At 65.0% G+C, this 13,984-nt stretch carries 14 protein-coding genes; 4 read left to right on the top strand and 10 right to left on the bottom strand.

Going from position 1 to position 13,984, the window contains the following annotated elements; translation table 11 throughout:
- Positions 1-98 precede the first annotated feature (98 nt).
- The 10 genes from P0D87_RS26980 to P0D87_RS27025 all read right to left on the bottom strand — a co-directional run bounded on the left by P0D87_RS26980 (position 99) and on the right by P0D87_RS27025 (position 8,458).
- Positions 99-575, bottom strand: a complete 477-nt coding sequence (locus P0D87_RS26980) for an outer membrane lipoprotein (protein WP_006051854.1) — start codon at positions 573-575, stop codon at positions 99-101.
- Between the two features lie 25 nt (positions 576-600).
- Positions 601-1,539, bottom strand: coding sequence for a carbohydrate kinase family protein (locus P0D87_RS26985; protein WP_006051855.1), 939 nt, complete (start codon positions 1,537-1,539; stop codon positions 601-603).
- 95 nt (positions 1,540-1,634) lie between these two features.
- Positions 1,635-2,135, bottom strand: coding sequence for a thiol peroxidase (gene tpx, locus P0D87_RS26990; protein ID WP_006051856.1), 501 nt, complete (start codon positions 2,133-2,135; stop codon positions 1,635-1,637).
- 73 nt (positions 2,136-2,208) lie between these two features.
- Positions 2,209-3,534: a zinc-ribbon and DUF3426 domain-containing protein gene (locus tag P0D87_RS26995; protein WP_053858754.1), complete on the bottom strand. Its 1,326-nt coding sequence runs from the start codon at positions 3,532-3,534 to the stop codon at positions 2,209-2,211.
- 48 nt (positions 3,535-3,582) lie between these two features.
- Positions 3,583-4,485: a 50S ribosomal protein L11 methyltransferase gene (gene prmA, locus P0D87_RS27000; protein WP_006051858.1), complete on the bottom strand. Its 903-nt coding sequence runs from the start codon at positions 4,483-4,485 to the stop codon at positions 3,583-3,585.
- Between the two features lie 3 nt (positions 4,486-4,488).
- Positions 4,489-5,856 (bottom strand): acetyl-CoA carboxylase biotin carboxylase subunit, encoded by a 1,368-nt coding sequence (accC, locus tag P0D87_RS27005; protein ID WP_006051859.1) that lies wholly within the window; start codon positions 5,854-5,856, stop codon positions 4,489-4,491.
- 165 nt (positions 5,857-6,021) lie between these two features.
- Positions 6,022-6,501, bottom strand: a complete 480-nt coding sequence (gene accB / locus P0D87_RS27010; RefSeq protein WP_006051860.1) for an acetyl-CoA carboxylase biotin carboxyl carrier protein — start codon at positions 6,499-6,501, stop codon at positions 6,022-6,024.
- Between the two features lie 71 nt (positions 6,502-6,572).
- Complete coding sequence (aroQ, locus tag P0D87_RS27015) at positions 6,573-7,028, bottom strand: type II 3-dehydroquinate dehydratase (protein ID WP_006051861.1); 456 nt, start codon at positions 7,026-7,028, stop codon at positions 6,573-6,575.
- A gap of 194 nt (positions 7,029-7,222) precedes the next feature.
- Positions 7,223-7,795, bottom strand: coding sequence for a TlpA family protein disulfide reductase (locus P0D87_RS27020; RefSeq protein ID WP_053859093.1), 573 nt, complete (start codon positions 7,793-7,795; stop codon positions 7,223-7,225).
- Positions 7,796-7,804: 9 nt separating this feature from the next.
- Positions 7,805-8,458 (bottom strand): hypothetical protein, encoded by a 654-nt coding sequence (locus P0D87_RS27025; protein WP_006051863.1) that lies wholly within the window; start codon positions 8,456-8,458, stop codon positions 7,805-7,807.
- 282 nt (positions 8,459-8,740) lie between these two features.
- On the opposite strand from P0D87_RS27025, the gene mpl reads away from it, so the two are divergent.
- The 4 genes from mpl (at position 8,741) to aroE (ending at position 13,954) form a co-directional block, all read left to right on the top strand.
- The gene (gene mpl, locus P0D87_RS27030; protein WP_053858753.1) at positions 8,741-10,135 is read left to right on the top strand and encodes a UDP-N-acetylmuramate:L-alanyl-gamma-D-glutamyl-meso-diaminopimelate ligase; all 1,395 of its coding nucleotides are present in this window, start codon (positions 8,741-8,743) and stop codon (positions 10,133-10,135) included.
- Positions 10,132-10,734, top strand: coding sequence for a YqiA/YcfP family alpha/beta fold hydrolase (locus P0D87_RS27035; RefSeq protein ID WP_171800539.1), 603 nt, complete (start codon positions 10,132-10,134; stop codon positions 10,732-10,734). Before mpl ends, P0D87_RS27035 begins: the two co-directional genes overlap by 4 nt.
- A 239-nt stretch (positions 10,735-10,973) precedes the next feature.
- On the top strand, positions 10,974-13,094 hold the full coding sequence (locus P0D87_RS27040; protein WP_053858751.1) for a ribonuclease catalytic domain-containing protein: 2,121 nt from the start codon (positions 10,974-10,976) through the stop codon (positions 13,092-13,094).
- Positions 13,091-13,954: a shikimate dehydrogenase gene (gene aroE, locus P0D87_RS27045; protein ID WP_053858750.1), complete on the top strand. Its 864-nt coding sequence runs from the start codon at positions 13,091-13,093 to the stop codon at positions 13,952-13,954. The genes P0D87_RS27040 and aroE overlap by 4 nt, the downstream gene beginning before the upstream one ends.
- Positions 13,955-13,984: the final 30 nt, after the last annotated feature.

Consider the following 13,984-nt stretch of genomic DNA (forward strand, 5'->3'; position numbering starts at 1 on the left):
GCACGAATGCGCAGGCGAAAAAAAACGCATGCACAGGGGAGGGCATGCGTGTGAGGTCGATGCGGCCGCATGAAGCTGGCCGCTCGAGAGGGGAAAGCTTAGTGCGTGACGCGCGTGACGCCGCCGCTGGAAAGCAGCCGGACGCGGTCGCCGGCGCGGAAAATCTCGCCGGTTGAGCTTTGCGTGATCGCGCGAATGTCGCCGTTATCGAGCCGCACGGTAATTTCCAGACCGTCGCGCACGGCCACCCGGTTCTCGACCGAGTTGCCCGCCACCGCACCCGCCAGACCGCCAATAATGCCGGTGACGATCGAGCCCGTGCCGCCGCCGATAGTGCTGCCGGCCACCGCGCCGAGCGCGCCGCCGCCGATCGCACCGAGGCCGCTCGGCTGACCGTTGTTCGAGCTGATCTTGACGGCGCGCACGCTGTCGACCATGCCCATGCGGACCGTTTCCTCGCGCTGCGCCTGCGACGCGGTGTAGACGTCGGCGGAACTGCTGTTATACGCACACCCCGACATGGCCAGCGAACCGGCGATCAAGGCGGCCACTATCAGGCGACTCGTTGTTCTCATTCCCTAACTCCAATAGCTTTCGGTATTACGGCAGGTCGTACCCGAACGCCTGCTTGAACCGTTCGTTGATCTGCGCCCGGGTGGGCGCGTAGTTTTGCGGACCCTGCTGTTCGATCTTCAGCGCGCCCATCAGGCTCGCGAGACGGCCCGTGGTCGCCCAGCCGAGCTTCTTTTCGATGCCGTACAGCAAGCCGCCGCGAAACGCGTCGCCGCATCCTGTCGGGTCGAGCACCTGCTGTGCCTTGACGGCGGGAATGTCTTCGACGCCGCCCGCATGATGAATCTGCGCACCGTGTTCGCCGAGCGTGACGATGAGCGCTTCGACCTTGCCGGCGATCTCCTCGATCGACCAACCCGTCTTGTTGCTCACAAGTTTGGCTTCGTAATCGTTGACAGCTACATAGGTCGCAAGTTCAATCATGCGCCGCAGTGCAGCACCGTCGAAGAGCGGCAGTCCTTGGCCCGGATCGAAGATAAACGGCACGCCCGCTGCGGCAAGATGCTCGGCGTGCTGGATCATGCCGTCGTAGCCGTCCGGCGCGACGATGCCGAGCGTGATGTCCTTCGCTTCGTCCGCGCGGTTCAGATGCGACTGCATCATCGCGCCCGGATGGAACGCGGTGATCTGGTTGTTCTCGAGGTCGGTGGTGATCATCGCCTGCGCCGAATAGGTGCCCGGCACGACCAGCACGTTTTCCGTCGACAGCCCGAGCTGCCTGAAGCGGTCCATGTAAAGCTGCGCGTCGACCTCGCCGAGCGTGCCCATGATGCGCGCGTCGCCGCCGAGCAGATTCAGCGAATAGGCGATGTTGCCCGCGCAGCCGCCGAACTCGCGGCGCATCGTCGGCACCAGAAAACTCACGTTCAGGATGTGGACCTGCTCCGGCAGGATGTGCTCCCGGAACCGGCCTTCGAAAGTCATGATGTTGTCGTAGGCGAGCGAGCCGCAAATCAGCGTAGCCAAGGCGAGCGTTCCTGTAAAAAGAATGAAGAAATCGGAGTGACGATGTGAAAGCGCCGCGCGTGGAGCGCGGCGCCGGAGTCTGCTACGCCGAGGTTTTACTTCAGCGCGGCGAGTGCTGCGTCGTAGTTCGGTTCGTTCTTGATCTCGCTGACCAGTTCCGAGTGAACGACCTTGTCGTTCTCGTCGATCACGACGACGGCGCGCGCGGTGAGGCCCGTCAACGGACCGCTGGTGACGTCGACGCCGTACGCCTGCGCGAAGTCATGGCCGCGGAACGTCGAGGCCGTCACGACGTTCTCGATGCCTTCGGTCGTGCAAAAGCGCGACGCCGCAAACGGCAGATCGCCCGACACGACGATCACGGCCGTGTTGCTGAGCTTCGCGGCGGCTTCGTTGAACTTGCGGGTGGACGTCGCGCAAGTCGGCGTGTCGAGGCTCGGGACGATGTTCAGCACCTTGCGCTTGCCCGCGAAATCGGCGAGCGACAACGGTTTCAAATCCTTGCCGACCAGCGAGAAGGCAGGCGCGGTCTGGCCGGCCGACGGAAAGCTGCCGGCTACTTCGATCGGGTTACCACCCAGCGTGACTTGACTCATGTTGTTGTGCTCCGAAAGTTCGTCTGTGACGACGGTGAGCGCGCCCGAATCGAGCCGGACGCGCGGGGATGCGTTACGGATAGAAAATCTGTACGCGGAAATTCGACGCGACCGCGTTGCCCGTATCGAGGCGGACGATCATGGTTTGCGTCATGTGCGGCGGCAGGCCGGCTGCGATCGGCGTGCCCGGCGCCACGTAGTCTTGCGGAAACAGCACGCGGCGCAGCGCAATGTTGTTCTGGTCGTCGAGCAGCGTGAGTTCGATCGCCGGGTAGGCGAGCGCGACGTTAAAGCGGTTGCGCAGCGGCATGCGCAACTCGAGCTTATGCGGCCCGTCGACTTGCCGCAGATCGGACGGCTCGACCTGCAGACCGTCGATGTCGTGCGGCGCCGTCACCTGGCAACCGAGTTGCGCGCATACCTTCGTGTACAGCGCTTGGCTGCGCGGCATATAGACGAGCACCGTTTCGCGTTGCCACCATGCGAGCTGCGCCAGCAACGCGATGACGAGCAGTCCCGCCGCCACCGATCCGCCGATGATCCACGCGAGGCGGCGCGGCTCGGCAGGGCGCGTTTCGCGCACCACGGGGAACGGATCGGCGTCGTCGTTGACCGGCTGCACGGAGAACGGCTCGCCGTCCGGCGTGGCTGCCGCGCGTGCCGGGCCGCGCAGATCGAGATCGTCGTCGAAATGCGGGTGCGGATGCGTTGTGCCGAGGCCGGCCGCGCCTACGCCGGTCGTGCCGAAATGCGGTTCGTTGTCGGGGAATCCGTGGAAACTTGCCGACTCGTTCAGCACCGGTTCGTCGGGCTCGGAGCCGGGAGCGCGCTCTGTCTTATGCCAGACGCGCGGTGCTTCGCCGGCGGGCGGCTGCGTTGCTGGTTCGTTTGCCGGTTCGCTTGCCGGCTCGTTTGCCGGTTCCGTGTCATACGCGAACGGTTCGAGCGGTGCGTCCGCGAGCAGGGGTTCGTGATCGGCTGCAGCCGTCGGCGCGCTGCCTGCGGGCAAGCGCGGTTCCTTCGGCGCAGCACCCGCTGCACCCGCTGCCGCCGATGGACCTGCGCCCACGTAGCGCGGCTGCGCCGAGACGTTCTCCGCGTTGTGCCTGAGGCGTTCCTCGAAGAGCGGCGTGGGCCTCGGCGCCCACGGGTCCCACGCTGAGGGGCTGAAGTCGGCGCTGCTCGGGCGCGCGCCCGAAAGCGCCTCCATGGCCGCGGCTGCGGAGACCTGTCTTGCAGTGGAGAAGTCGCCGGCTTCGCTGATGTCGTAGAGACTGCCGGATGCATCGAATACTTCGTGGCACTGCCCACAGCGCACGAGCCCGCGACGCAGCGCGAGCTGCGCCGGTTGCAGGCGGAAAACGGTTTCGCAGAAGGGGCAGCGCGTTGCCAGAAGCATAGTGAGCCGGTTAGCCAGGAGGCCGTTGGTTGGACAATGCGCCTTATTCTAATGGCTTTCGCGACGCGTTCCCGTTAAGCATACCCAGCCTTCGTGTTCGCGCCATACGCCGATGTCGATCCACCGCGCGTACACCTGCGCGACTTCGTCGGCCTGGCGCGCCAGGATGCCGGACAATGCGATCCGTCCACCGGGTTTGACCTTCGACGACAGCATCGACGCCATCAGCTTGAGCGGATTGGACAGGATATTGGCGACCACAATCTCGAATTCACCGGTCGGACATTCGTCGGGTAAGCCGTAGGTGACTTCAGCGCGGTTGCGCTCGCTGTTGTGACGCGCCGACTCGACCGCTTGCGGATCGATGTCGATGCCGTACACCGGATTCGCGCCGCACTTTTTGGCGAGAATCGCGAGGATGCCGGAGCCGCATCCGTAGTCGAGCACGGACTGTCCGGGCTTCACCGATTGCTCCAGCCATTCCATGCACAAACGCGTGGTCGGATGGCTGCCCGTGCCGAACGCAAGGCCCGGATCGAGTTCGAGTATCAGCGCGTTCGGGTCCGGCGCGTCGTGCCACGACGGCACGACCCAGATCCGCTCGCCAATCGGAATCGGATCGAATTGCGACTGCGTGAGCCGCACCCAGTCCTGTTCCTCGACTTCACGCACGGTGAAAGGCGGCGCTGCGGCGAGACCGATTTCATTCGATGCCGCCGCGAGCAGCACCGCGGGATCATGCTCTTGCGCAAGCAGCGCGATCACGCGCGAATGCTGCCATGCGGTGCGGTCGGGCGTGAGACCGGGCTCGCCGAAGAGCGGCTGCTCATCGGGCGTGTCCGCGTCCGCATCTTCAACGGACACCGACAGCGCGCCCAACTCGAGCAGCGCGTCGGACAATTCCTCCGCGTGCTCGCGTGCCAGTTCGGCGACCAGTTCCCGGTAACTCATGACTTACGCTTCTTCCGGCGCGGCCTGCTGCTTCGCGGCCAACCGGTTCTCGAGGTAGTGAATGCTCGTGCCGCCTTCGACGAACTTCGCGTCGAGCATCAACTCGCGATGCAACGGGATGTTCGTCTGAATGCCTTCCACGACCATTTCCGACAGCGCAATGCGCATCCGCTTGATCGCCTGCTCGCGCGTCGCGCCGTAAGCGATCAGCTTGCCGATCATCGAATCATAGTTCGGCGGCACGAAATAGCCATTGTAAGCATGCGAATCGACGCGGATGCCGGGACCGCCCGGCATGTGCCACGACGTCAAACGTCCCGGCGACGGAATGAACTTGAACGGGTCTTCGGCGTTGATCCGGCATTCGATCGCATGGCCCTTGAAGACGATGTCGCGCTGACGGAACGCGAGCTTCTCGCCGGCCGCGATGCGGATCTGTTCCTGCACGATGTCGACGCCCGTGATCAGTTCCGTCACCGGGTGTTCGACCTGCACGCGCGTGTTCATTTCGATGAAGTAGAACTCGCCGTTTTCGTACAGGAACTCGAACGTACCCGCGCCAAGATAGCCCATCTTCTTGCAGGCGTCGGCGCAACGATCGCCGATCCGGTCGATCAGACGGCGCGCGATGCCCGGCGCCGGCGCTTCCTCGATCACCTTCTGGTGACGACGCTGCATCGAGCAGTCACGCTCGCCGAGCCAGACCGCGTTCTTGAACGAATCGGACAGCACCTGAATTTCGATGTGCCGCGGGTTCTCCAGGAATTTCTCCATGTAGACCTGCGGGTTGCCGAACGCGCGGCCGGCTTCTTCGCGCGTCATGTTGACCGCGTTGACGAGCGCCGCTTCCGTGTGCACCACGCGCATGCCGCGGCCGCCGCCGCCGCCCGCCGCCTTGATGATGACCGGATAGCCGACCTGGCGCGCAATTTTCACGATCTCTTTCGGATCTTCCGGCAATGCACCTTCAGAACCCGGCACGCAGGGCACGCCGGTTTTGATCATCGTTTGCTTGGCGGTCACCTTGTCGCCCATCATCCGGATCGTTTCCGGGCGCGGGCCGATGAAGGTGAAGCCGGACTGCTCGACACGCTCGGCGAAGTCGGCGTTCTCCGACAGGAAGCCGTAGCCGGGGTGGATCGCTTCGGCGTCCGTGACTTCCGCCGCGCTGATCAGCGCGGGCATGTTCAGATAGCTGAGATTCGAGGGCGCCGGGCCGATGCAGACCGCCTCGTCCGCGAGCTTCACGTACTTGGCTTCCTTGTCGGCTTCCGAATAGACGACGACCGTCTTGACGCCGAGTTCGCGGCAGGCGCGCTGGATACGAAGCGCGATCTCGCCGCGATTGGCAATGAGGATTTTTTCAAACATAGCGGGTTTTCGACTCATCAGTGGGCGCCGGGTTGTTCACAACACCGGCTGCCTCAGAAGATCGGATGCGCGCCGTGCCCAACGGGCGCCAGTAACGCAAGGGGCACAGCGAGCGCAACGGCATGCGCGCGGCAAGGCGCGGTCGCGCCGCCGCGGGTGCGCCACTTAGCCGACCACGAACAGCGGCTGGCCGTATTCCACCGCCTGGCCGTTTTCGACGAGGATTTCCTTCACGACGCCGGACTTGTCCGACTCGATTTCGTTGAGCAGCTTCATCGCTTCGATGATGCAGATCGTCTGGCCTTCCTTGACCGTATCGCCGACCTGGACGAACGGCTCGGCACCCGGCGACGGCGCACGATAGAACGTGCCGACCATCGGCGACGTCACGACGTGGCCCTGCGGAGCGGCTGCAGCCGGCGTCGCCGGAGCGCCTGCCGCGGCGCCTGCGGCCGGAGCTTCGCCGCCGTTGGCCGGCGCACCCTGCGCGAACTGCTGCGGCGCGTACGAAGGGGACTGTTGCACGTAAACCGGCGGCGCATTCTTGACGATGCGCACCTTGCCTTCGCCCTCGGTCACTTCGAGTTCGGAGATGCCGGACTCCGAGACCAGGTCGATCAGAGTTTTCAGTTTACGTAGATCCATCAGGAAGCCCCTTTCAATGCGTGGAAGTGCCGGCGCGTGGGCGGCCGGCGCAAATTAGACGTGTTGTTGATTCAGCCGCGCGACGAACCGGCCGCCAGCCGGTCGAGCGCGAATTCGAGCGCGTACAGATAGCCCTTCCAGCCAAGACCGCAGATCACCCCTTCGGCCTGGTCGGAAAAATACGAGTGGTGCCTGAACGGCTCGCGGCGATGCACGTTCGACAGGTGAATCTCGACGAACGGAATACCGACGCCCGCCAGCGCGTCGCGAATCGCCACGCTGGTGTGCGTGTACGCGGCGGGATTGATCAGAATGAAATCGGTCTTTTCGGTGCGCGCGGACTGGATGCGATCCACGAGCGCGCCTTCGTGGTTGCTCTGGAACGACGCCAGTTCAACCCCGGCGTCCGCTGCGCGATCGGCGAGCGCCTGATCGATCTGCGGGAGCGTCACGCGGCCATAAACCTCGGGTTCCCGTGTGCCGAGAAGATTGAGGTTGGGGCCGTGCAGTACCAGCAGTCGCGTCATGGTCGCTTCTTTTTCCGTGGAATTGGGCGCACTTTAGCGCTGATTAGAGAAACTTGTCTAGTTTCCTTCACGGACGGCGCGTTGGGAGCGCTCTTTTGACGGCTCCGCAGCGGTTCAACTTCTCCCAATTCCGTGCGATTTCCGCGTAACTTCGCGCCTTTCCGCCGCAAACGGATGTCAAAAGATTAGGAAATTTACAGCGCGTCGAGCGTCTGTTTCAGCGCTTTTGGATCGATCTGGCCTAATTTTGTCGCGCGAACGTTGCCGTTGGCGTCGATGACTACGGTGAATGGCAGCCCGCCCGCCGTATTGCCGAAGGCCCGCGCGAGGTCGGCGCCGCCAAAGCCCGTCACGTAGACTGGATAGGCGACTTGCACCTTTTGCAGGAATGTCTGGACGTTTTTCTCCGAATCCACGCCAAGTCCGACGAACTGGATGCCTTTGCCCGCGTAGTCGCGCTGAAGTTGCGACAGCGCCGGCATTTCCTCAACGCAGGGGCCGCACCATGACGCCCAGAAGTTGACGACAATTGGCCGGCCCTTCAGCGCAGTTAGCGATTCGGGCTTGCCGTCGGCTGTCTTGACCGGCATCGCCCAAAGCTGCGCCACGGCGCTTTCTTTCGACGCGGGCTGCTGCGCTGTCTGCGCCACATCGCTCACGCCATCGCCCTCGTGGTGGCGGCCGTTCAGCCAGTGATTGGCCGCGACGCCGCTCGCGGCCGCGATCACGGCGACGAAAACGCCGAAGAGAATCCGTCTGGTGTTCATCATGCGTGTCTAGTTGGTGGAAGGTGCGACGCCGCCGCCGTCGAGCAGCAATTGAACCGCCTGCAGATTCGCGCGCGCCGTGCGTCCGCGCGCGTCGGCCTTGACCGCGCCGCGCAGGTCGTCTGATTGGTAAAGGGCGACGTGAACCCCGACGGGTTCGGCGTCGCGTCCTTCGCTCGCCGACCGCCATAGGAAGCTCAGCGTCTCGACGTAGCCGCGCCCGGCGAAATGGCGCGTCTCCGAAACGTCGTACTGAATGTTCGCGTTCAGAAAGTAGATGGCGACTTCCTTCGGGTCGTCGCAGAACAACTGAAGGTGAATGTCGGAATGCTCGCCGGCCGTGCCGCCGAGCACGGCGCCCGTCAGGTACGGATTGAACGGCGCGAGCCGCTCCATCCATTCGACCGCGATACGCCGCAGGCGCCGCAACAGCGCCGGCTGACTGTCGCCCTGGAAGAGCGACTGGTATTCGCGGATTTCTTCCTCGATCTGGTCGTTATCCGGCAGCCATTCGCCGGCGACGCGGCTTTCCCCGACCACCTGCCGGGCCGCTTTGCGCTTGGCCGTTGCGTAGTCGAGACCGTCTTCCGCAATCAGGCGCGCGGCCGCGACCGCGATTTCCTCGCGCACGCGCTGCGGATCAAAATGTGATTTGCGAACCATTCGTCCATCATACTAGAGATTGATGACAGCCCTTTCCGGCGGCCCGGACCGCTGTGGGCGCGTGCCAGGGGCGTGCCGGGGCGGGCGAGCGCGCTTAGGTCTTCGGGAGGCGTCGGTTACAATAGCGACCTTTGTGGGCAGCCGTTTCGGCTGCTCCCCATCTCACGTCCCTCGCAGCAAAGCGCCGGCCGCCCGGCGTTTTTCTGGCCCCCTCGGGGTCGGGCGCCAAGCGCCGGGTGAGGGGCCTTCCAGGAAAAAACGCCCGCGCGGCACGACAGGCTTATGCACATCCACATCCTCGGTATCTGCGGCACGTTCATGGGCGGTCTCGCGGTCCTCGCGCGCGGCGCGGGCCACACGGTGACGGGCTGCGACGCCGGCGTCTATCCGCCCATGAGCACGCAGCTCGAGGCGCAAGGCATCCGGCTGATCGAGGGCTACGACGCGGAGCAGTTGAACGGCCTGAACGCCGACCTGTTCGTGATCGGCAACGTGGTCACGCGCGGCAATCCGCTGATGGAAGCGATTCTCGACCGCGGCCTGCCGTATGTGTCGGGCCCGCAATGGCTTGGCGAACACGTGCTGAACGGCAAATGGGTGCTCGCCGTGGCCGGCACGCACGGCAAGACGACGACCACGTCCATGCTGACCTGGCTGCTGGAAGACGCCGGTCTGAACCCCGGCTTTCTGATCGGCGGCGTGCCGCTGAATTTCGGCGTGTCCGCGCGGCTCACGGATTCGAGCTTCTTCGTGATCGAGGCGGACGAGTACGACACCGCCTTCTTCGACAAGCGCTCGAAGTTCGTCCACTACCGGCCGAAAACGGCCGTGCTGAACAACCTCGAGTTCGATCACGCCGACATCTTCCCGGATCTCGCCGCCATCGAGACGCAGTTCCACCATCTGATCCGCACCGTGCCGCGCATTGGCCGCGTCGTGACGAACGGTCGCGAAGACGCGCTGGAGCGCGTGCTGACGCGCGGCTGCTGGAGCGAAGTGGAGCGCTTCGGCGTGCAGGGCGGCTGGGAAACGCTGCCCGCGGAAGACGGCGAGCCCGTCGACGAACGCTTTGCCGTGTATCACAACGCCGAGCGTGTGGGCGTGGTCGAGTGGCAGGTGCAGGGCGAACATAACCGGATGAACGCGCTCGCCGCGATCGCCGCCGCGCGCCATGTCGGCGTGCCGCCGGCGCAGGCGGCGAAGTCGCTGGCGAGCTTTCGCAACGTGAAGCGGCGCATGGAAGTGCGCGGCAGCGTGGACGGCGTAACCGTCTACGACGACTTCGCTCATCATCCGACCGCGATCGAAACGACCGTGGCGGGCCTGCGCGCACGCGTGGGCCGCGACAACACGCGCATTCTCGCGGTGCTCGAGCCGCGCTCGAACACGATGAAGCTCGGCGTGATGAAGGCGCAACTGCCCGCCAGTCTCGCCGACGCCGATCTCGTGTTCGGCTACGGCGCGCCGAGCGGCCGCGACGCGCTCGGCTGGAACCTGGGCGAAGCACTCGCGCCGCTCGGCGCCAACGCGCAAGCCTTCGACAATCTCGACGCGCTCGTCAAAGCGGTAGTGCACGCGGCGCGCCCCGGCGATCAAATCCTGGTGATGAGCAACGGCGGCTTCGGCGGCGTGCATCAGAAACTGCTCGACGCCCTTTCCGCGCGAGGCGCCACGTGATTCTTTATCTGCACGGTTTCCGCTCGTCGCCGAATTCTTTCAAGGCGCGCCTGCTGGCGGCGCGCCTTGTCGAACTGGGTCGCAGCGACGAATGGTGCTGCCCGATGCTGCGGGTTTCACCCTCCGAGACGATTGCGCTCGCGGAGTCGCTGGTGGCCGCCGCCGGCACGCAGCGCGTGACCGTTATCGGCAGTTCGCTCGGCGGCTACTTCGCCACGTATCTGGCGGAAAAGCATGGCTGGCCGGCCGTGCTGCTAAACCCCGCGGTCGTGCCGCAACGCGACTTGAGCGCCTATCTCGGCGAGCAGCCGTTGTGGCATGGCGGCGGCAGCATCGTCGTCGAGCCACATCATCTTGACGAATTGCGGGCGCTGAGTGTGACGTCTATCACGCGCCCCGAACGTTATTATTTGCTGGCCGCGACCGGCGACGAAGTGCTCGACTACCGCGAAATGCTCGCGCACTATCCGGGCGCGCGCACGACGCTGATCGAGGGCAGCGACCACGCGATCAGCGAGTTCGCCGATTATGTCGACGACGTACTGGCCTTTTGCGACGCCGAAGACGTCGAGCCGCCTGCGCCGCGCGAAGCAGCTTGAGCAATAGCCGGACTTAACCAGAGTTAGCCAGACATAGCGAACGCCTGGCCGGGTCGAAGCCGAACGTAGCCGGCGCGATCGAGAAAGCGGACCGCGCGGCAGCGGAAGCGCTGCCCGCCATCAGATTCATGCCGCACAGATTCATGCCGCATGCGCGCCTCGCGCGCGGCGGACCCACCATCACGAACACGTTGCCGTGCCGCGCACGCCGGCGGATGCAAGTCAGACGAGAGTATTGAGTGAACGTTTTCTTCGAGGAATCGGGCAGTTTCAAGGCCGGCAGCGTGCTGTCGCGCCAGGGCGATGCGTTTCAGGTCGAGTTGCCGGGCGGCCGCCGCGCCAAGGTGCGCGCCAAGGATGTGCTGATCGAGTTCGACAAGCCAGGCGCGGCCGAGTTGATGCAGGAAGCGGACGCCGTCGCGCAGGACATCGATCTCGACTTCCTGTGGGAATGCGCGCCCGACGACGAGTTTCCGTTCGCCACGCTCGGCGCGGAATATTTCGGCGAGCGTTTCGGTCCGACCGAACGCGCGGCGCTGGTGCTGCGCATGCATGGCGCGCCGGTGTATTTCCGTCGCAAGGGCCGCGGCATGTATCAGCGCGCGCCGCAGGAGCAGCTCAAGATGGCGCTCGCCGGCCTCGAGCGCAAGCGGCAGCAGGCGCTCATCCAGCAGGGCTACGAGGAAGAGCTGAAGGCCGGCCGTTTGCCCGAGGCGTTCACCGGCAAGACGGCGCTCGCGTTGCTGACCAAGCCCGACAAGAACACCATCGAGTACAAGGCGCTCGAAGCCGCCGCGGCCGCGCGCGGCATCTCGCAGGCGCGACTGATGCTGGAATGCGGCGCGATTCCGTCGGCGCGCGCGTTGCACGAGGCCAGATTCCTCGCCGAGTTTTTCCCGCACGGCACCGGTTTTCCGCCGGTCACGCTCGGCAGCTTGCCGGACGATTTGCCGGAAGCCAACGTGCAGGCATTCTCGATCGACGACATCACGACCACTGAAATCGACGACGCGTTCTCCGTCGAGCATCTCGCGGACGGTCGCGTGCGGATCGGCGTGCACATCGCGGCGCCGGCGCTCGGCATTCAGCGCGGCGATGAGGTCGATGCGATTGCGCGCACGCGTCTGTCGACGGTTTATATGCCGGGCGACAAGATCACGATGCTGCCCGACAGCGTCGTCGATGCGTTCACGCTCGCCGAGGGCGGTTTGCGTCCGGCGCTGTCGCTCTATGTGATCGTCAATCGCGAGACGCAGGAAATCGTCGCGAGCGAAACCCGCGCCGAGCGTGTGTTCGTGAAGAACAATCTGCGTCACAACACGCTCGACGAACTGGTCACCGAAGAAGCGCTCGCCGCCGGAACGGGCGAGTATCCGCACAAGGAAGACATCGCGGTGTTGTGGCCGTTCGCGCAGGCGCTGTTCGAAAAGCGTCAGGCCGCGCGCTCGGGCTACGGTCTGCGCCGCGAGGTGCAGCGCAATACCGACTTCAATTTCTACGTCGAAGGCGAGCACATCACGATTACGCCGCGCCGGCGCGGTTCGCCGCTCGACACGATCGTCGCCGAACTGGCGATTCTCGCGAATTCGTCGTGGGGCGCGTTCCTGCACGATCACGGCGTGCCGGGCATTTATCGCACGCAGCGCGCGTTCGGCGCGCCGACCGGGCCGAAGCGCACGCGCATGCAGACCAATGCCGCGCCGCACGAAGGGCTCGGCGTCACGCAGTACGCGTGGAGCACGTCGCCGCTGCGCCGTTACGTCGACCTGGTGAATCAGTGGCAGTTGCTCGCGTGCGTGCAGCATGGCGTGACCGCCAAGCTGGCCGCGCCGTTCAAGCCGAAAGACGCCGATCTGTTCGCCGTCGTGCAAGGTTTCGACGATACGTATACCGCGTACGCCGATCATCAGCGTCGCATGGAATATTTCTGGTGCCTGCGCTGGTTGAAGCAGGAGAACAGGAAGCAGGTGGTGGCGTCGGTGGTGAAGGGCGATCTCGTGCGGCTCGAAGAGATTCCGTTGCTGCTGCATGTGCCGGGGCTCGGCGTGCATGCACGCGGCACGCGCCTGCAGATGGAAGTGATGTCGATCGACGAATTGACTGTCGAGGCGTCCGTGCGTCTTCTGCATGTGCTCGACGCGCCTACTGTGACGAGCGGCAGCGAAGCGGAAGAAGCGGACGAGACAGACGAAGGCGAAGAAGAGGAAATCGTCGAGGCATCGGATGAAAGCGCCGAGAGCGAAGCCGAGGCGCAAGCCGAAGCGGATGCCGAAGGCGATTCCAACGCGAACGATGCTTCGGGCAGCGAAGGTTCGTCGAATGCCGACGCCGGGCAGCACATCACGGAACCCGGACGATGAGCGCGGCAGAAACGAAAGACCGTTACGCGGTGATCGGCAATCCGGTCGGCCATAGCAAATCGCCGTTCATTCACAGCCGCTTCGCCGCGCAGACGGGCGAGGCGCTCGAATACGGCGCGTTGCTCGCGCCAGTGGACGCGTTCGTGCCGCACGTGCGCGCCTTTATCGACGCGGGCGGCCGCGGTCTCAACGTGACAGTGCCGTTCAAGCTCGACGCGCACGCTTTCGCCGACAACCTCTCGCCGCGCGCGGCCGCTGCCGGCGCGGTGAATACGTTGCGCGTCGATTCGAGCGGCATCTACGGCGACAACACCGATGGCTTCGGGCTCGTGCGCGACATCGAAGTGAATCTCGGCGTGCCGCTGAAGGGCGCGCGCGTTCTGCTGCTTGGCGCCGGCGGCGCCGCGCGCGGCGTGGTGCTGCCGATGCTCGAGCGCGCGCCGCATACGCTCACCATCGTCAACCGGACGGCCGAGAAGGCTGAGGCGCTGGTCGCGCAGTTCGCGCAAGCCGCGAGCGACGCCGCTTGCCGTCTGAGCGGCGGCAACGCGCGCGCGATCGAGGCGGGCGCTTACGACGTGATCGTCAACGCGACGGCGGGGAGTCTCGAAGCGTCGGTGCCGGAGTGCGACGAGCGCGCGTTCGGCAGCGGCACGCTGGCCTACGACATGATGTACGGCGCGCATCCGACCGTCTTCATGGAGCACGCGGCGAAGCTCGGCGCGCGTGGCGCCGATGGTCTCGGCATGCTGGTCGAGCAGGCAGCCGAATCGTTTTACGTCTGGCGCGGCGTGCGGCCCGACGGCGCGCCTGTGCTCGCCGAACTGCGCGCGTTGTTGACGGCGCCGTCGCACGCCTGACGCGCGCGTCCGTCACACCTGCATTCACAC

Source organism: Paraburkholderia sp. RL17-368-BIF-A, assembly GCF_046054045.1.
GTDB classification, from domain to species: domain Bacteria; phylum Pseudomonadota; class Gammaproteobacteria; order Burkholderiales; family Burkholderiaceae; genus Paraburkholderia; species Paraburkholderia graminis.

Coding starts and splice junctions, on each gene's coding strand:
- P0D87_RS26980 (WP_006051854.1), bottom strand. CDS start 575: ATGAGAACAACGAGTCGCCTGATAGTGGCCGCCTTGATCGCCGGTTCG.
- tpx (WP_006051856.1), bottom strand. CDS start 2,135: ATGAGTCAAGTCACGCTGGGTGGTAACCCGATCGAAGTAGCCGGCAGC.
- P0D87_RS26995 (WP_053858754.1), bottom strand. CDS start 3,534: ATGCTTCTGGCAACGCGCTGCCCCTTCTGCGAAACCGTTTTCCGCCTG.
- prmA (WP_006051858.1), bottom strand. CDS start 4,485: ATGAGTTACCGGGAACTGGTCGCCGAACTGGCACGCGAGCACGCGGAG.
- accC (WP_006051859.1), bottom strand. CDS start 5,856: ATGTTTGAAAAAATCCTCATTGCCAATCGCGGCGAGATCGCGCTTCGT.
- accB (WP_006051860.1), bottom strand. CDS start 6,501: ATGGATCTACGTAAACTGAAAACTCTGATCGACCTGGTCTCGGAGTCC.
- aroQ (WP_006051861.1), bottom strand. CDS start 7,028: ATGACGCGACTGCTGGTACTGCACGGCCCCAACCTCAATCTTCTCGGC.
- P0D87_RS27020 (WP_053859093.1), bottom strand. CDS start 7,795: ATGAACACCAGACGGATTCTCTTCGGCGTTTTCGTCGCCGTGATCGCG.
- P0D87_RS27025 (WP_006051863.1), bottom strand. CDS start 8,458: ATGGTTCGCAAATCACATTTTGATCCGCAGCGCGTGCGCGAGGAAATC.
- mpl (WP_053858753.1), top strand. CDS start 8,741: ATGCACATCCACATCCTCGGTATCTGCGGCACGTTCATGGGCGGTCTC.
- aroE (WP_053858750.1), top strand. CDS start 13,091: ATGAGCGCGGCAGAAACGAAAGACCGTTACGCGGTGATCGGCAATCCG.